This window comes from Acinetobacter sp. BIGb0196, from assembly GCF_011759595.1.
GTDB lineage: Bacteria > Pseudomonadota > Gammaproteobacteria > Pseudomonadales > Moraxellaceae > Acinetobacter > Acinetobacter guillouiae.
This window is the reverse complement of sequence record NZ_JAAOZA010000002.1, coordinates 1257280-1275862: the sequence shown is the minus strand read 5'-3', so window position 1 is coordinate 1275862 and position 18583 is coordinate 1257280. Positions and strand designations below refer to the sequence as shown.

General features: G+C 38.4%; 15 protein-coding genes and 1 pseudogene. 9 read left to right on the top strand and 7 right to left on the bottom strand.

Annotated features, from left to right (window positions below; translation table 11 throughout):
• Positions 1-53: 53 nt before the first annotated feature.
• The 7 genes from FHR28_RS18650 (at position 54) to FHR28_RS18620 (ending at position 8686) form a co-directional block, all read left to right on the top strand.
• Positions 54-692 (top strand): phosphatase PAP2 family protein, encoded by a 639-nt coding sequence (locus tag FHR28_RS18650; protein ID WP_004722566.1) that lies wholly within the window; start codon positions 54-56, stop codon positions 690-692.
• The gene (locus tag FHR28_RS18645; protein WP_035371662.1) at positions 692-1948 is read left to right on the top strand and encodes an efflux RND transporter periplasmic adaptor subunit; all 1257 of its coding nucleotides are present in this window, start codon (positions 692-694) and stop codon (positions 1946-1948) included. Before FHR28_RS18650 ends, FHR28_RS18645 begins: the two co-directional genes overlap by 1 nt.
• A gap of 13 nt (positions 1949-1961) precedes the next feature.
• Positions 1962-5141, top strand: a complete 3180-nt coding sequence (locus tag FHR28_RS18640; protein WP_004722571.1) for an efflux RND transporter permease subunit — start codon at positions 1962-1964, stop codon at positions 5139-5141.
• The gene (gene adeK / locus FHR28_RS18635) at positions 5141-6601 is read left to right on the top strand and encodes a multidrug efflux RND transporter AdeIJK outer membrane channel subunit AdeK (RefSeq protein ID WP_004722574.1); all 1461 of its coding nucleotides are present in this window, start codon (positions 5141-5143) and stop codon (positions 6599-6601) included. Before FHR28_RS18640 ends, adeK begins: the two co-directional genes overlap by 1 nt.
• A gap of 103 nt (positions 6602-6704) precedes the next feature.
• A complete protein-coding gene (locus tag FHR28_RS18630; protein WP_004722575.1) occupies positions 6705-7055 on the top strand; it encodes a YbjQ family protein in 351 nt (116 codons plus the stop codon).
• Positions 7056-7064: 9 nt separating this feature from the next.
• Positions 7065-7493, top strand: a complete 429-nt coding sequence (locus tag FHR28_RS18625; protein ID WP_166783260.1) for a YbjQ family protein — start codon at positions 7065-7067, stop codon at positions 7491-7493.
• Between the two features lie 161 nt (positions 7494-7654).
• Positions 7655-8686 carry an agmatine deiminase family protein gene (locus FHR28_RS18620; protein ID WP_166783259.1) on the top strand — a complete coding sequence of 344 codons (1032 nt, stop codon included), beginning with the start codon at positions 7655-7657 and terminating at the stop codon, positions 8684-8686.
• Positions 8687-8819: 133 nt separating this feature from the next.
• Here the strand turns inward: FHR28_RS18620 and FHR28_RS18615 are convergent, their stop codons facing one another.
• From FHR28_RS18615 to FHR28_RS18605, 3 genes are all read right to left on the bottom strand, one after another.
• A complete protein-coding gene (locus FHR28_RS18615; protein ID WP_166783258.1) occupies positions 8820-9587 on the bottom strand; it encodes a hypothetical protein in 768 nt (255 codons plus the stop codon).
• 101 nt (positions 9588-9688) lie between these two features.
• Entirely contained in the window at positions 9689-10486 is a 798-nt protein-coding gene (locus FHR28_RS18610; protein ID WP_004722584.1) for an SDR family NAD(P)-dependent oxidoreductase, read from the bottom strand.
• Positions 10487-10566: 80 nt separating this feature from the next.
• A complete protein-coding gene (locus FHR28_RS18605) occupies positions 10567-11262 on the bottom strand; it encodes a hypothetical protein (RefSeq protein ID WP_004722586.1) in 696 nt (231 codons plus the stop codon).
• 349 nt (positions 11263-11611) lie between these two features.
• Between FHR28_RS18605 and FHR28_RS18600 the strand changes: the two genes are divergently transcribed.
• The gene (locus tag FHR28_RS18600) at positions 11612-14506 is read left to right on the top strand and encodes a valine--tRNA ligase (RefSeq protein ID WP_056514435.1); all 2895 of its coding nucleotides are present in this window, start codon (positions 11612-11614) and stop codon (positions 14504-14506) included.
• Positions 14507-14578: 72 nt separating this feature from the next.
• On the top strand, positions 14579-15007 hold the full coding sequence (locus FHR28_RS18595; RefSeq protein ID WP_154129507.1) for an SMI1/KNR4 family protein: 429 nt from the start codon (positions 14579-14581) through the stop codon (positions 15005-15007).
• 31 nt (positions 15008-15038) lie between these two features.
• On the opposite strand, the gene FHR28_RS18590 is transcribed toward FHR28_RS18595, so the two are convergent.
• The 4 genes and pseudogenes from FHR28_RS18590 to FHR28_RS18575 form a co-directional block, all read right to left on the bottom strand.
• Positions 15039-16004, bottom strand: coding sequence for a hypothetical protein (locus FHR28_RS18590; protein WP_166783257.1), 966 nt, complete (start codon positions 16002-16004; stop codon positions 15039-15041).
• A 190-nt stretch (positions 16005-16194) separates the two neighbouring features.
• The gene (locus tag FHR28_RS18585; RefSeq protein WP_166783256.1) at positions 16195-16563 is read right to left on the bottom strand and encodes an endonuclease domain-containing protein; all 369 of its coding nucleotides are present in this window, start codon (positions 16561-16563) and stop codon (positions 16195-16197) included.
• A gap of 693 nt (positions 16564-17256) precedes the next feature.
• Positions 17257-17976 carry a carbonic anhydrase gene (locus FHR28_RS18580; RefSeq protein ID WP_154129509.1) on the bottom strand — a complete coding sequence of 240 codons (720 nt, stop codon included), beginning with the start codon at positions 17974-17976 and terminating at the stop codon, positions 17257-17259.
• A gap of 287 nt (positions 17977-18263) precedes the next feature.
• Positions 18264-18554: pseudogene (locus FHR28_RS18575) on the bottom strand (SDR family NAD(P)-dependent oxidoreductase); the annotation flags it as partial.
• Positions 18555-18583: the final 29 nt, after the last annotated feature.

Here is an 18583-nt window from a genome sequence, read left to right as displayed (position 1 = left end):
TCGGTTGATTAAATAAACTTAACGTACGCAATTTATATACTCTAGGTTAACTTATGCCTTACGTATTGCTCCTTATTGGCTGTATAGGTTTACTTATTGGGAGTGTTGGTTTAAACATTAACCAGATACAACAGTTTGATTTTTCAAGCGTTGTATGGATGAGTTCACACCGTTTAGAGGTCTTAAATGGTCTAGCACTCACCCTATCCTATCTGGGCGGCTTACCGTCAATGATCGTGATTGCAGGGCTATGTAATTTATATTTCATACGTCTAAAACAATATGCAAATGTGCTGATGATCAGTATTGGGCTGCTCGGTGCTGCGGCAATTGGTTGGATACTCAAATATCTGGTCAATCGTCCTAGACCCGATGAAATCTACCAAATGGTGCAAACCTATGGTGCTTCATTTCCTAGTGCTCACAGTATTTATGCAGCGATTGTATGCTGTTCGATTATGTTTATATTTCAAAAGCATCGCCAAGTTAAATGGATTAGCTTGGGGGGCTTTTTATGGTTTCTAAGCATGGGGGGCTCTAGAATTTATCTAGGGGCACATTTCCCAACTGATGTACTCACTGGATGGGGTATAGGTGTCATATGGGCTGCAATTTTATGGCTCATACTGTCACGAGAAACGTTAAGACAGAACAAATTATTTTTAGATAAGAATCTAAACGAGGTGGAATAATGATGTCGGCAAAGCTTTGGGCTCCTGCCCTTACTGCTTGTGCTCTCGCAACAAGTATTGCACTTGTAGGCTGCAGCAAAGATCCTAAATCAGCACAACAAGCTGGTGGTGCTGCCCAAAAAATGCCGCCGACTGAAGTTGGTGTCATTGTTGCTCAGCCACAAAGCGTAGAACAAAGTGTTGAACTTTCTGGTCGTACTTCAGCGTATCAAATCTCTGATGTTCGCCCACAAACAAATGGCGTGATTTTAAAACGTTTGTTTACTGAAGGTAGTTTTGTTCGTGAAGGCCAACCTCTTTATGAGATTGACTCGAGTATCAATCGTGCAAACTTAGACAGTGCAAAAGCAGCTTTAGTACGTCAGCAAGCAAACTTAAATGCCTTGCAGGTTAAAGCAAATCGTTATCGTCAACTTGTCGGCATCAATGCTGTTTCTAAGCAAGAGTTTGATGATTTGCTTGCACAAATCAAACTTGCTGAAGCAGATATTGCAGCGTCAAATGCTGCTGTTAAAAATGCGCAAATTGACCTAGGTTATTCAACTGTTCGTTCACCTATTTCAGGTCAATCTGGTCGTTCTTCAGTCACTGCTGGTGCTTTGGTGACTGCAAACCAAGCCAATGCTTTGGTTACGATTCAGCAACTTGACCCAATTTATGTAGACATCAGCCAATCAAGTGCTGAGTTATTACGTCTACGTCAACAGTTAAGCCAAGGTAGTATTGATCGTAGCAACAACACCAAAGTTCGTTTAAAACTTGAAGATGGTAGCTACTACGGTGTGGAAGGAAACCTTGCATTTTCTGATGCTAGTGTAGATCCAAGCACAGGTTCTGTGACTTTACGTGCAGTCTTCTCAAATCCTAATCATTTATTATTGCCGGGTATGTTTGCCAATGCGCAGATCGTACAAGGCGTAATTCCAAATGCTTACTTAGTTCCACAAGCAGCAATTACACGCACACCAACTGGCCAAGCAATCGCAATGCTTGTAAATGCAAAAGGTGTAGTTGAAAGCCGTCCTGTAACAACTGTAGGTGTTCAAGGTAAAGATTGGATCGTCACTCAAGGCCTAAATACTGGCGATAAAGTGATTGTTGATGGTATTGCCAAAGTAAAACCAGAACAAGCTGTGGTTGCTAAACCTTATCAGCCTCAAGCGGCTGCACCACAAGCAGGTGCTAAACCAGGTACAGCAGCACAACCTGTTCAACAAAATAAATCCAGTGAACAAAAAGCTACTTCAAATGCATAAGGGGTAGACGAATATGGCTCAATTTTTTATTCATCGCCCCATTTTTGCGTGGGTGATTGCACTGGTAATTATGTTGGCGGGTATTCTGACGCTAACAAAAATGCCTGTTGCTCAGTATCCAACAATTGCTCCTCCTGTAGTGACAATTGCTGCAACTTATCCTGGTGCTTCTGCACAAACTGTTGAGAACACCGTAACTCAGATCATTGAACAACAAATGAATGGTCTAGATGGTTTACGTTATATCTCATCGAACAGTGCGGGTAATGGTCAGGCATCAATCAACCTGAATTTTGAACAAGGTATTGATCCGGACATTGCACAGGTTCAAGTACAGAACAAATTACAGTCAGCGACAGCACTTTTACCTGAAGATGTACAACGTCAAGGCGTAAAAGTGACCAAATCTGGCGCGAGCTTTATGCAAGTACTTGCATTTTATTCGCCAGATGGCAGCCTTTCTGGCGCTGACATTAAAGACTATGTAAACTCAAACATTTCTGAACCACTGAGTCGTGTTGCAGGCGTAGGTGAAATTCAAGTCTTTGGCGGTCAATATGCAATGCGTATCTGGCTAGACCCAGCTAAAATGACCAGTTTGCAAGTTACACCAAGTGATATTGCTGCTGCCATTCGTGCACAAAACTCACAAGTGGCTGTAGGTCAATTGGGTGGTGCTCCAGCTGTACAAGGTCAAATCCTGAATGCGACTGTCAATGCGCAAAGTATGTTGCAAACACCTGAACAATTTAAAAACATCTTCCTAAAAAACACGTCTTCTGGTGCTCAAGTTCGTTTGGGTGATGTTGCACGCGTAGAATTAGGTTCAGACAGTTATCAATTCGATTCTAAATTTAATGGTAACCCTGCGGGCGGTGTAGCAATTAAATTGGCAACAGGTGCAAATGCACTTGATACAGCCGCTGCTGTAGAAAAACGCTTAACTGAATTGCGTAAAAACTACCCTGAAGGCTTAAAAGATAAAATTGCTTATGACACCACACCGTTTATTAAGCTTTCAATTGAAAGTGTGGTACATACGTTAATTGAAGCAATCGTTCTTGTATTCTTCGTGATGTTCTTGTTCTTACAAAACTGGCGTGCAACGATTATTCCAACAATGGCAGTTCCTGTGGTTGTACTTGGGACATTTGCAGTTATTAATATTTTTGGCTTCTCGATCAATACCTTAACCATGTTCGCCATGGTACTGGCGATTGGTCTATTGGTCGATGATGCCATCGTTGTGGTTGAGAACGTCGAACGGGTAATGCAAGAAGAACATGCCGGTCCAGTTGAAGCCACTGAAAAATCGATGAAACAAATTTCAGGTGCTTTGGTCGGTATTACCAGCGTATTGACTGCTGTATTTGTGCCAATGGCATTCTTTGGTGGTACTACGGGGGTAATTTACCGTCAGTTCTCGATCACGCTCGTTACAGCAATGGTTTTGTCTTTAATCGTTGCTTTAACTTTTACCCCAGCTCTTTGTGCAACATTGTTAAAACAGCATGATCCAAATCAAGAACCAAGCAATAACATTTTTGCGCGTTTCTTCCGTTGGTTTAACCGCAGTTTTGAAAAAGTAGCAGAGAAATACCAAGGTGGTGTCAATCGTATGACCCATCATAAGATATTCTCTGGTGCGATCTATATTGCTGTGATTGTTGCCTTAGTTGGACTGTACAAAATGCTCCCCTCTTCTTTCTTACCAGAAGAAGACCAAGGCGTAGTTATGACGTTGGTTCAGCTACCACCAAGTGCCAGCCTTGAACGAACAGATAAAGTCATCACAACCATGACCGATTACTTCTTAAATAAGGAAAAAGCACATGTAGATACTATTTTTACAGTTTCTGGTTTCTCATTTACAGGTGTCGGGCAAAATGCTGGTTTAGCTTTTATTAAATTGAAAGACTGGAGTGAACGTACCACACCTGAATCACAAATTGGCGCCATTATTCAACGCGGTATGGCACTGAATATGATTGTAAAAGATGCATCATACATCATGCCATTGCAATTACCTGCAATGCCTGAATTAGGTGTTTCATCAGGTTTTGACATCCAATTAAAAGATGCAAGTGGTCAAGGTCACGATAAACTTATTGCTGCACGTAATGCTATTTTAGGTATGGCTTCTCAAGACAAACGTCTTGCAGGTGTTCGTCCAAATGGTCAAGAAGATACCCCTCAATATCAAATCAACATTGATCAAGCGCAAGCTGGTGCAATGGGAGTCAGTATTGCGGATATTAATTCGACCATGAGCATGGCGTGGGGTGGTTCTTATATCAATGACTTCGTTGACCGTGGTCGTGTGAAAAAAGTTTATGTTCAAGGCGAATCAAACGCTCGTATGATGCCTGAAGACTTAAACAAATGGTATGTACGTAACAATAGCGGCACCATGGTTCCATTCTCTGCATTTGCAACAGGTCAATGGACCTATGGTTCACCTCGTCTTGAGCGTTATAACGGTGTAGCTTCTGCGAACATTCAAGGTACTCCAGCACCGGGTGTAAGTTCGGGAGATGCGATGCTTGCCATGGAAGAAATTATTGGTAAGTTACCGTCTATGGGCTTAACAGGTTTCGACTATGAATGGACGGGTCTGTCTTTAGAAGAACGTGAATCTGGTAGTCAAACTGTTCCGCTTTTGATTCTTTCTTTACTTATTGTATTCCTTTGCCTTTCAGCTTTATATGAAAGTTGGTCTATCCCTGTTTCAGTATTGCTAGTCGTACCTTTAGGTGTTATTGGTGCATTTACTTTAACCTGGTTGGGCATGGTCATCAAAGGTGATCCTAACTTATCATTTAACATCTACTTCCAAGTCGCGATCGTTGCAGTCATCGGTTTGTCTGCAAAAAATGCGATTTTGATTGTAGAGTTTGCAAAAGAGTTGCAAGAACAAGGTGAAGAATTGTTTGAAGCGACATTGCATGCTGCAAAAATGCGTTTACGTCCAATTATCATGACAACCTTAGCGTTCGGTTTCGGTGTATTACCACTTGCTTTATCAAGCGGTGCTGGTGCCGGTAGCCAACACTCAGTCGGTTATGGTGTATTAGGTGGTGTAATTAGCTCAACACTTTTAGGTATCTTCTTTATTCCTGTGTTCTTCGTATGGATTCGTAGTATCTTTAAGTACAAACCTAAAAATCAAAATATTCAGGAGCATAAATCGTGATGCAAAAAGTATGGTCTATTTCAGGTCGTAGCATTGCGGTATCTGCACTTGCGCTTGCTTTGACAGCTTGTCAAAGCATGCGTGGCCCAGAACCCGTAGCTCAAGCGAACATACCAACAGGTTATATTCAAAATAACGGTGGTACATCTATTGCTGAACAAGGTTATAAAGAGTTTTTTGCAGATCAACGCTTACTTCAAGTGCTTGATCTTGCTTTAGCCAATAACCGTGATTTACGTACAGCAACATTGAACATTCAACGTGCTCAACAAGCCTATCAAATCACTGAAAACAATCAGTTACCAACGATTGGTGCAAGTGGTGGTCTGTTACGTCAGGATCAAGGTGTAGGTGCTCAAACACGTTATAATGTGGGTCTTGGTGTAACTGCTTATGAGTTAGACTTCTGGGGTCGGGTAAAAAGTTTAAAAGACAATGCGCTTGATACTTATTTATCGACTGCAAGTGCGCGTGATGCAACGCAAATCAGCTTAATTAGTCAAGTTGCACAAGCTTGGTTAAATTACTCTTTTGCCAGCGCACAACTTAAGCTCGCTGACCAAACATTAAAAGCGCAGCTTGACTCTTATAACCTCAACAAAAAACGTTTTGATGTCGGTATCGACAGTGAAGTGCCTGTTCGTCAGGCTCAGATTTCTGTTGAAACCGCACGTAATGATGTTGCCAATTATAAGACTCAAATTGCACAAGCTCAGAACTTGCTAAATCTGCTTGTTGGACAATCAGTTCCAGACAACTTATTGCCAACACAACGTGTAACGCGTATTACCTCAAATGCTGCGTTCGCTTCTGGTTTACCAAGTGACTTGCTGAACAACCGTCCAGACGTCAAAGCGGCTGAATACCAACTTTCTGCTGCTGGTGCGAATATCGGTGCTGCGAAAGCACGCTTATTCCCAACCATCAGTTTGACGGGTACTGCAGGTTATGCATCTACTGATTTAAGTGATTTATTTAAATCAGGTGCTTTCGTTTGGTCTTTAGGTCCTAGTCTTGATATTCCGTTATGGGATTGGGGTACACGTAAAGCGAACATTAAGATTTCAGAAACAGATCAACAAATTGCGTTATCTGACTATGAAAAATCAATTCAATCTGCTTTCCGTGAAGTCAATGATGCATTAGCGACTCGCCAAAATATTGGTGATCGTCTTTCTGCTCAAAAACGTTTAGTTGATGCAACCAATACAACCTATAAACTTTCAAATGCCCGCTTCCGTGCTGGTATTGATAGTTACTTAACTGTTTTAGATGCTCAACGTACTTCTTACTCTGCTGAACAAGGTTTATTGCTATTAGAGCAAGCAAACTTAAACAATCAGGTAGAAGTTTATAAAACCCTTGGTGGTGGTCTAAAAGCCAACACTGCGGATCAAATTGCACAACCGGCCTCTTCATCTGAATTGAAATATCATTCAAAAGATAAAAAAGTCAGTTAATCTCAGTTTGATAATCAAAGCTCACTTCGGTGGGCTTTTTTTATTGCTTTTTGATGGATAATTTCCTATGTTTAAAGCAAGACATCATCAATGAATATTTAAAATGAAACTCAGTAATTTAGAAACTGTTCCAGCACATGTCATAAAGCAACAGCTTGATGTCGTTTATGGAAGCACGGTCCGCAGTAAACATGTCGGACGTGACTTTATGGCTGGTCTAAAAAATATTGTCGGTGGTGAACTCAAAGGCTATACCGAATTATTAGAAGAATCACGTCAAGAAGCCATGAATCGTATGATTGAAAAAGCACGTGTTTTAGGTGCCAATGCAATTGTCGGTATCCGTTTTTCTACGTCTAATATTGCGCAAGGTGCTTCAGAACTTTTTGTCTATGGTACTGCGGTCATTGTTGAACCGACCACAACACAACTTCCTGACCCATTTTCAAAATAGGCGAAACAGATGGATGGTTTAATTTTTAAAATTGGGCTCACACTGGTTCTGTTTTTTATTGGCTGGGGGTTTGGACGTTTTATCGAACAAAAGCATTTAAAAGAATTGGCAGACAATGAACAGCGGCTTGCTCATATTCGAATTGATACCAATAAGTTCCAAGTCTCTGAAAAGCATGGGCAACTCATCAGTAGTAATGTAGTGATTTCACATGATTATTTTAAATTTATTATCGCGCAAATTCAGAACTTCTTTGGTGGTCGTTTAACCACCTATGAGAGTGTCGTCGATCGCGCACGTCGAGAAGCGATTGTCAGATTAAAACAGGAAGCTGAAAATATTGGAGCAACGCATATCATGGGCTTACGTTTAAGTACTACAGAACTCGGTATGCAAGGTGGGATGGTTGAAGTGTTTGCCTACGGAACAGCAACTTAATCTCACTCATCTTTTTTTAAATAATCATCATGATTTTTTCATCAGAATACATAATCGCTGTTGGACTTTCTGGTTTTGTATTCTGGTGATGTAAAGATCTGGGAATACCTTGACCATAACAAAAATGAAAGAATTTTAACTTCATGAACAGGTTAGACATCATGAAAGCTTTAGCACTTAAAATAAGTATCGGATTACTGTCTATGCTTCCATTCACAATAAATGCAGAATTGATTGTATTGGCTTCGCCACAAAGTCAGGATAAGTACTATGCAGAAAAAATCGATGATATCTTTGATTTCCACGTCGATTATGCAAAGAAAATTATTCAAAATGGTGACAATGTGATGATCTTAACCGATCAACAACTTTACCCTGATTATGTCAAAGCATTGGGTAAACAGCATGTCACCATCGCGCCTATGCAAGATATTTGGATGCGTGATTTTAGTAGTGCCAATCCCAATCAACCTATTCTTTTTCGATATACCGCTGCAGGACAAGGTGGAACCAAAAAAGCTCAAGCTATTTCTGATGATGTTCAAGCAGACTTTAAAGTCTATAGTCAAAAAGCTGGTTTAAAATTTACCCAGACTCAACTGCTCAATGATGGCGGTAATTGGGTTGAAGATGGTTATGGCAATGTTGTGTTAAGCACAAAGTTCTTAGCTGACAATCATTTAACCGAAACCCAAGCTAGAGCACAGCTGATCCGTTTAACGGGCGCTAAACATATTGCATTTATTGAGGCGGATGAACAAGGTGGTTTAGAACATGCGGATGGTGTCGTAAGCTTTATAGATCAGAATACTTTAGTGATTAACACCTATCCTGAAGACCCCGACTACGCCAAACAGTTAAAAATTGATTTAAAACGCGGTATTCCAGATATCAAAATTCATGAAATCACCACGCCTTATGATGGCAGTGAGATCTATGATGAAAAATTTGGTTCGGCTTGTGGTTTATATACTAATATGCTGGTTACGCCTGAGCATATTTATTTTCCGCAATTTGGTATTAAACAAGATGCACTGGCATTACAGCAAATTCGTCGTCTAACCAAACGAACAGTCATTCCAATTCACTCTGCACAGGTGTGCCATATGGGTGGTGGTGTGCGCTGTATGTCATGGCAATTAAGAGGCAAAAATGCTGAATTATTATTAAACTACTTCAATAAAATACATTAAGCATTCGATTTTTACCCTTTCAAATATCCTGTTATTTTAAAAGCATTCATCTTTTAGCTCACTGCTATTTTTACTCGCGAACGAGAAGATGAATGTTTAATAATCAGCATTACTATCCAACTGCTTATATTGCCTATCGATACTGATATTCATCTTTAAAACTTTTAGGAAATTGATATTTTTTCCCATCAAATTTTAAAACAAACCGTTGTTGCGATGAGTGATGATTAACTTCTTGGCAATCCTCGTTTATCACTTGCGTCTGGTAGCGTTTAATTTTGCTATTGACCAAAATATCCGTATATTTCTTGGTTTGGGTTGACCGCATGACTAAGGTAGAAGCGCGTTCTTCAATATCTGCATTACAATGCATATCTATTTCTGCCCGATTACGTGTCACAATCAAGCTGTCCAGAATTTGTTGTTTATTTTTAAGGTCATATAAATTTAAAAGTTGCATAGAAAAAGGAAAGGGCTGTGAGTGACCCGAGTAATTTAATCTTAGACCCAAAGCTCGATTTGAATCAGTGACTTTATAATTTGCAGTATCCAGCTCAATAGAATTTAAGCTAATTGCGTCCGAAACCATGCGTTCTGCAACAGCATAGTGATAAATAAGCTTTAAATTTTTTGGATTAAACTTAAATAAGTCTAAAGCATAATCCCCTTCTTCTGGATGTCCTTTTACAGGAATCCATTGGGCATAGGCCATGATCATATTTGAATTATCGACCGGATCGATTTTACAGTCGATTAAAGACTGTTCAAGCTTTACAATTTTAGCCTGCTTCAATATTTGCGCGACAACTTGAGTATCATCACAAATATTTGCATAAACAGCACTGATCAATAGGAATTGTAGACTGATGATTTTAAAAATTATTTTCATTAGATTTAACATCTTTTTTTGTGCTTAAAGATAGAGACGGAAAATATTAAGAAAAAGCGCTTATACAATATATAAACGCCTTATCAATACAGGCAAAATTTATGAATTTTCAATCACTTTACTTTCATCTTGCGAATCATTTTATAAAGTGTCGATGGTGATAGACGAGAAACCAACACACCCAATTTTTCTTTACGCCCACCCACGACAATATATTCTTGACCCTTTAATAAAGCGGAAACTGTTTTCTGCGCAAAATCATCAGCTTCTAATCCATTTTCAATGGCTTCATCCTGATGTGCCTGTGCTTTTCCTGCACCATTTAAGGCATTGAAAGATACATTGGTTTTTACAAAACCAGGGAAAATAACAGAAACATTAACACCATCTTGTGCCACTTCTGCGCGTAAACTGTTTGCCCACATATGAATCGCTGCTTTTGCTGCAGAGTAAGATGCCCGATATTGCGTCCCCAATAAGCCCGCAACGCTAGAAATATACGCAATTCGCCCAGATTTTTGAGCTAAAAAGGTTGGTAAAACCAATTTGGTCAAAAACACTTGAGAGAAGTAATCAATTTCCATAATCGCACGTTCAGTTTGCATTGTGGTATCAGCAATCAGTGCCCTTTGGCTTAAACCCGCATTGTTGATCAACCAATCAATACGCCCTTTCTCATCTAAGACTTGTTCATATGCATGGCGTACTTGTGCTTCATCGGTAATATCCATTGCCACAGAAATATGATGATCTGGGTTAAGAAGACTTATACGAACTTTTTCAAGTTCTTCTAAACGTCTTGCACTTAAAACCACTTGTGCACCTTGTAAAGCACATTCAGCAGCCAAGGCTTTACCAATCCCTGAAGATGCGCCTGTAATCCAAACCACCTTTCCTTCTAAGCTTTCCATTTTATTATGCTCTTGAATATGGTGAATAAATATTAGACCACGTGACCCACCAAATCAATCAAGTGATTTGCTTTTAAAAACTAACCTTCAACTAAAAACTTTTTAAAATGTTCTGCATAATGTTGCGCCTTTTCTACATTGCGAGGATTGTATTCATCGCCAACTTTTTCTAAGCGTTTATAGCCAGTACTGGTGATCATATTAATCACACCATTTAAGGTTTTATCGACCACAAAGTTAAATTTTAACAAAGTCTTAGGGTCACGGATAAATTCTGATACACCGAGGTCAATAATTTTAACCAAATTTTTTAGTGTCACAGGCAAAGCACTGGTATCCCCTTGAATGACCTTTTGAATATTGCTAGTCGCTTCTTGCCCTAAGCTACGGTCTAATTGGTAATACATCACCACTTCAGTTGCATCTGAATCTTCAAACTTTTTAAGAATATGGTTTGCCACAGGCTTTAGACGATCATTACTAAAAAAGGAAATTGACCACGGCATATATTTTTTTAATGCCCCTTCAATCTGATCAAAAATCTGTTCAGCTTCTTTGAGCTTTTTCTTCCCTGTCGCATCTAGTGCATCATTTTTACGTTGTTCATCAAGTAAGGTTCCAAAAACCTGATCCAGCACTTGGCATGACATTTCCGTAAAGACATTACCTAATTGTTTTGCCAGATCTCTTTTTTCGCCATGATTCAAACTTTGGGTAATGCTTTTTAACTCTTGGTAAGTCTGCTGTTTAATCAATAAATCGATTTTATACTGCATTGTTATGTGTCCTTTTGTTGTTTTGTCCTATTCAATTTTGATCTTAGCAAAACTTGAAATATCTTGCATTGTCTTTAACTACTGCTATCTGTTGAATATCAATCACAAATACTCTCAACAAATCAAATATCTAAAACACGCATTTGTAAATATGACTCAGTTAAAACCCCACAATATCCAACATTTGTCATATTTAAGATCGATAAAAACAACAAATGCATCTTGTATTCTCATGTTTTGATTGCTGCATTTAATTCAAGATAAATATGCCATAACAGGAATCAACATTCCTAATGAATATTTGCTACAATGAATGCAATTTTTTACTTACTTTTGATCTGTTTTTACTATGACTGATTCAGCGCAAAATATTGCTACAACCTACGATCCTACCGAGATCGAGAAAAAATGGTACAAGACTTGGGAAGAGAAAGGTTATTTCCAACCGTCTCGTAAAGGCGATTCATTCTGTATCATGATTCCGCCACCGAACGTCACAGGTAGCTTGCACATGGGTCATGGTTTTAACAATGCCATCATGGATGCCTTGACACGTTACAACCGTATGTCTGGTAAAAATACTTTATGGCAACCGGGTACTGACCATGCGGGTATTGCAACGCAAATGGTGGTTGAGCGTCAATTGGCAGCTCAAGACATTAGTCGTCATGATTTAGGGCGTGAAAAGTTCATCGACAAAATTTGGGAATGGAAAGAACAATCTGGCGGCACAATTACCCGTCAAATTCGTCGTCTTGGCTCATCTGTAGATTGGTCACGTGAACGTTTCACCATGGATGATGGCCTTTCAAATGCTGTTAAAGAAGTATTTGTAAAACTGCATGAACAAGGTTTGATTTACCGTGGCAAACGCTTGGTAAACTGGGACCCTAAACTACAAACTGCACTTTCAGACCTAGAAGTTGAATCAGATAAAGAAGAACAAGGTTCATTGTGGCACTTCAAATACTTCTTTGAAGATAAGTCTCTACGTACTCAAGACGGTCACGATTATTTAGTAGTTGCAACAACCCGTCCAGAAACATTACTGGGTGATACTGCTGTTGCAGTTGCTCCAGATGACGAACGTTATGCACACCTTGTTGGTAAAAATATTATCCTGCCGATTACAGGTCGTGCGGTTGCGATTGTTAAAGATGAATATGTCGATAAAGAATTCGGTACAGGCTGTGTAAAAATCACCCCTGCACATGACTTCAATGACTATGAAGTAGGCAAGCGTTGTGAACTTGCAATCATCAACATTTTCAACAAAAATGCCGAAGTTTTAGCTGATTTTGAGTTTATCGCAAAAGCTGGCGAAGCGATTTCTAAAACCATCCCAGCACCAGCTGATTATATTGGTTTAGAGCGCTTTGCTGCACGTAAAAAATTGGTTGCACAAGCTGAAGCTGAAGGTTGGTTAGACCAAATTCAACCCTATACGCTGAAACCACCACGTGGTGACCGTTCAGGTGTGATCATTGAACCATTATTGACCGACCAATGGTATGTCAAGATTGCGCCTCTTGCAGAGCCTGCAATCAAAGCAGTAAAAGATGGCGATATTAAGTTTGTGCCTGAACAATACAGCAATATGTATATGGCTTGGATGAACAACATTCAAGACTGGTGTATTTCTCGTCAATTGTGGTGGGGTCACCGTATCCCAGCTTGGTACGATGCAGAAGGCAACATATATGTTGGTCGTTCTGAAGAAGAAGTTCGTGAAAAAAACAATATCGCTGCTGATATTGAATTAAATCAAGATGAAGATGTACTGGATACATGGTTCTCTTCAGGTCTTTGGACCTTCTCTACACTGGGTTGGACCGGTGATGAAGCAAAAGATAAAGAAAACTATTTCTTAAATACATTCCACCCAACGGATGTATTGGTAACAGGTTTTGACATCATTTTCTTCTGGGTTGCCCGAATGATCATGATGACCATGCACTTCATGAAAAATGAAGATGGCACACCGCAAGTTCCATTTAAAACCGTGTATGTACATGGTTTGGTTCGTGACGGTGAAGGTCAAAAAATGTCTAAATCTAAAGGGAACGTACTCGACCCATTAGATTTGATTGATGGTGTAGATCTTGAAACCTTAGTACAAAAACGTACCACTGGTTTAATGAACCCTAAAGATGCACCAAAAATTGAGAAATCTACACGTAAAGAATTTCCTGAAGGTATTCAAGCTTACGGTACAGATGCGGTTCGTTTTACTTTCTGTGCACTTGCCAATACAGGCCGTGACATTAAGTTCGATATGAAACGTGTTGAAGGCTATCGTAACTTTGCCAACAAAATCTGGAACGCAACCCGTTTCGTAATGATGAACTGTGAACAACAGCCAATTGGTCAGGAAATCCGTCAAGATCTTTGGGAACTTCCTGAACAATGGATTGTCAGCCGTTTACAAAAAGCGGAAGCTGCCGTTCAACAAGCGTTTGCAACCTACCGTTTAGATTTGGCTGCTCAAGCGATTTATGAGTTCATCTGGAATGAATACTGTGACTGGTATGTTGAACTGACCAAACCAGTACTGAATGATGAAAACGTATCAGCTGAGCGTAAAGCAGAAGTTCGTCGTGTCCTTCTTTCTGTAATGGAAGCATCTTTACGTCTTGCGCATCCAATCATGCCATTCTTAACTGAAGAAATTTGGCAAACCCTTGCACCAATGATTGGTATTGGTGGTGAAACCATCATGCTTGCGCCATACCCTGTTCCAAATCCTGAACGTATCAATGATCAGGCTGAAGCGGATATGCTTGGGCTACAAGGCTTAATTGGCGCTGTACGTAATATTCGTGGCGAAATGGGCTTAGGTAATGCACGTTTATTACCTGTATTGCTTCAAAACGCGACTGATGCTGAAAAAGCACAAATTGCACGTATTGAACCACTTTTTAAGGCTTTGGCTAAAGTTGAAAGCATTACCTTCTTAGCAGATGCTGAGCAACCGCCGTTGTCTTCATCTTCTGTCGTTGGTCATGTGTCTGTATTTGTTCCAATGAAAGGTTTGATTGATCCGAAAGCAGAACTTGCTCGTTTGCAAAAAGACTTAGACAAAGTTCAAAAACAGCATGACCAAATTGCTTCTAAACTTGCAAATGAGGGCTTTGTGGCTAAAGCACCTGCTGCTGTTGTTGAAGGTGAAAAAGTTAAACTTGCTGAATTTGTAGATCAGTTAGCCAAGATTAAAGCCAATATGGAACAGATTGCAGCGCTTTAAGCGAAGCTTGCAATTTTGCCTCTAAAGAAGGAAGCTTAATTAAGCTTCCTTCTTTTTTTGAGTAAAATAATTATGGTTATTCAAAAATTAAAACAACATTTCATCAATCAAAATATACGTATCAATCAACCGACTACATTGTTAGAAACGTTAAAATTTGAACAAAAATACGGAGTTAGACTTCCACAAATTTTTAAAGAATATTTTATTTTTTTCAATGGTACAGGTGAAGCCAATTTTGGTGATGAGGGCTATTCTTTCTTTTCTTTAGCTGAATTTAGACCTGTAAAAGATTTAAAAGGGATTGAAAACTTTCCTCATGCAAATTGTTTTGTATTCTCTGAATTCTTACTCTGGATGACTGCATATGCAGTAAAACTAGACGAACATGGCAATGAATTCGGCATTTATGAAATCTGTAATACGCATAATAAGGTTTGTAACAGTTTTGAAGAGTTTATCTCAATGATGATGACAAATGATTGTGATCATCTTTCATGATTCTGAACACTGAATTGAATAATTTCTTGATTTATATCGGGTCAGTATAACTTTCATCAATTTCAAAACCATGTTGTCTCGCTTCTTGCTCTGCTTTGTAGCGAAGTAGTTTAGCCTTTACTTTGTAAGCGTCAATTTCATTCACATCATCAAGACCTTCTGGACAATAACTTTTATAAGATAACAAATTATTTGCCTTATTTATTTCGAACGAAACCGAAAATGCATCATCATAAAAAACACTCATATAGATCCCATCTAAATAAAGATTGAGATCAATTGCATGAAGTTCACCCTCTAGACAATTACAAAATTGTTCAAAAGATAAAATGGATTGATTAGGTAAAATTGTATGCTGTTGCTCTTTTAATAAACGTTCTTCGCATGAAACTGCATATCTAGCATCATGAGGTAAATAATAATTTTTCCATCCCTGTTTAAGTAAGATTGCTAACTTTTGAGTAAATTGCTTATAAGCTTGTTCCAAAGTTGCATTTTCATCACTCCAGCGATCAGAAATATTGTATGAATAAATCTCTCGATCCGCCAAGTAAAAACAACAAAAAAAAGCCTGATCAAAATTTAATGTAACACTCTCTGTACAAAGCTCTACAGGTACATATCGGACATCTTCGTCACCATCATGATCATAGACACACCCAAAATCTATAATCAATCGATTAAGCGACTTAGGAGCTTCTTGAATCAATACATCCATTTGTATATTTGAAAGATTGAGTTGATGCTTTAAATCAATCAAACCATCGTCTTTTAAACTCAGTTTTAAAAAGCCAATTTTTTCAGCATCAATCATGTCTTTACGCTTTTCATCTGATTGGACTTTGAAACTTTCAGTCCAATATGTTGATTGCGAATCATTCATTTCTTTTTGATGAGGATAAGACGTATCTTTTGAACTTTTACTATTTTTTATTACGATGACAACAAGAGTGATAAAAATCAACAAAGCCAAAATTATCAACAAATTTAAAATCATAGTACTCACTTTTTATTAAAAAATTTAAATTATCGCAAAATTATAATTTAAATTATTAAAAATAAATATTTGTTTTTTAAAAATATTAATTACCCTCACCCCAACCCTCTCCCATAGGGAGAGGGAGTATCATTTGATTTCATGAAAATCTGAATTCAAAAATGGAGTTCCCTCTCCTTCCAGGAGAGGGTTAGGGAGAGGTGTCTTTCAATTCAATACAGATATTCCACAAATCCGCTAACACCACTTCAGTCTGATTCAATACATCATCATTCCAATAACGGATAACTTTAAGTCCCAAGGCCTCTAAAAACTGAGTTCTTTCATTATCATAAGCTACGACCACATCTGTATTATGTTGACCACCATCCAACTCAACCACTAAGTCCAATTCATGACAGTAAAAATCAACAATATAAGGCTCAATCACATGTTGACGACGAAACTTTAAATTCATAAATCGTTGAGCTCGTAAAAGTTGCCACATAAGATGTTCGGCATCTGTGGCATCGTGTCGCATAGATTTAGCGTATTCTAATAATTTGGGGTTTAGCTTCATTTTATTTTCCCTCTCCCTAACCCTCTCCCACGGGGAGAGGGGACTTCCGTTACTAATTTTATCTTTATTTGATACACAATAAATTTCTCTCCTTCCAGAAGAAGGCTAAAGAGAAGTAACTAAAATGTTTGTATAAATTCCACCACCTCAATCTCCATCAAACGTGGAAGGAACATTCTTTGAGAATTTAATAATTATTCGATACACAATGGAGTTCTCTCCTTTCAGAAAAAGGCTAAAGAGAGGTGGCTAAAAATATGTGCATAAAATTCCACAACCTTAATTTTCCCCAAAATGTGGCAGAAACACTCTTTGAGAGTTTAATAATCATTCGATACACAATAGGTTTCTCTCTCCTTTCAACAGAGGATTAAAGAGAGGCAACTAAAATATTTGCATAAACTCCACCACCTCAATCTTCCCCAAAATGTGGAAGAAACACTCTTTGAGAATTTAATAGTTATTTAATACCCAATGAGGTTCCCTCTCCTTCCAGGAGAGGGTTAGGGAGAGGTGTCTTTCAATTCAATACAGATATTCCGCAAACCATCCAACACCACCTCAGTCTGATTTAACACATCATCATTCCAATAACGAATAACTTTAGTGCAAAAAAAATTAAAAGAATTTTTCTAAGCAAATTCCACAAAAGAATTAAAAAAGTAGATCCTCTGATCTACTTTTTACCCTGAATTACTCCAAAATCAACCGTGCGCCAATCGGTTGTATCGGACGATTATTTGGATGTCCCATTAACTCCATAAAAGACTCAATTTGCTCATTCGACGCCTGCTGAATTTCCTTAAACACCACCCATCGGACTCCTTCTGAACACGGCGGTGTTGTTAAAGACCCATTAAAACGGTAATACTCTAAGTTATTGGGTAAATAGCTGTCTGCTTTATTTTTTGAATATAGCTGATTACTTTCACCCACATTTTTAGGCAAGGAATTCCAGATATGTTTTAGTTTTTCATTCTCCAATCCATATTGAAACATTAATGCGACAACTGCCAATTCACCTTTGTCTGAAGCGTGCACTAAATGTAATTCCATGGGATAGCTTTGACCATTAATATTGTTTTCACTTGGACTATGTACATGAAATTGTTCCAGTAAAAAAGTCTGCCCATCTAAAACTAAACTTGCTCCTTGATTAAACTCAATCTGCATCGTATGACCAATATTTTGTACAGACTTTGCTGTAGTGTGATAATTAAATTCCAATGGCGGTAAATTCGCAGTCACCGTATCTCGAATATCAATTGGAGATTGATTTACACCTGCACACGATTGAAATTTTTGATTCGCACTCGCCCAATCTTTGGGGTTTTGATAATCCCAATCTGATCCTGCCCAAAGTATTGTTGTAGCGAATAGACTAATTATTGTTAAACTGAATTTAATAAACATAAAAGCCCCTTAATTATTCAAATATTTTCAGCACTGAATGCTCTATTTATAAATGCTCTAGTCATATGAAATACTGTTGTACTAAAGAGCATGATGTGAATTTGGTAAATTTTTTATTAAGATTTTCTACCAAATCTTGTTAGATTATAAGAAATATATTCATTCAAGTTCAAGTCCTTTATTTTTTCCTAAAACAGATGCATGCACTACTCTGTATTTTATAAAATAAGTAGTGCTGGACTAAGCTTTTCCATTGTTATTTTTAATCAAACTCCAAATTTAAACCACTATTCCTTCAGTTGATCTAAAGCTATCCCTTGCACAGGATTTCTTTTCCAATAATAAGGTTGGAAAAATCGAATTACTAAACGCCATGGTGTCATCCAGACAATACGCACATTGCTGTTTTTATTCTTGCTGATGCGTTCCGCCAAATAACCACATGCTTGCTCAGGTGGATTAATCACAAACATAAATAACCATTTCATTTCATACCAGTTTTTAACTTCACCTTGCTGCCAAGAAGAAATCAATAAATCCGTGGCCAACATTTCGGGACTTAATATTCCAATCAAAATATTGTTGTTAAAATTAGTTCGTTATATTT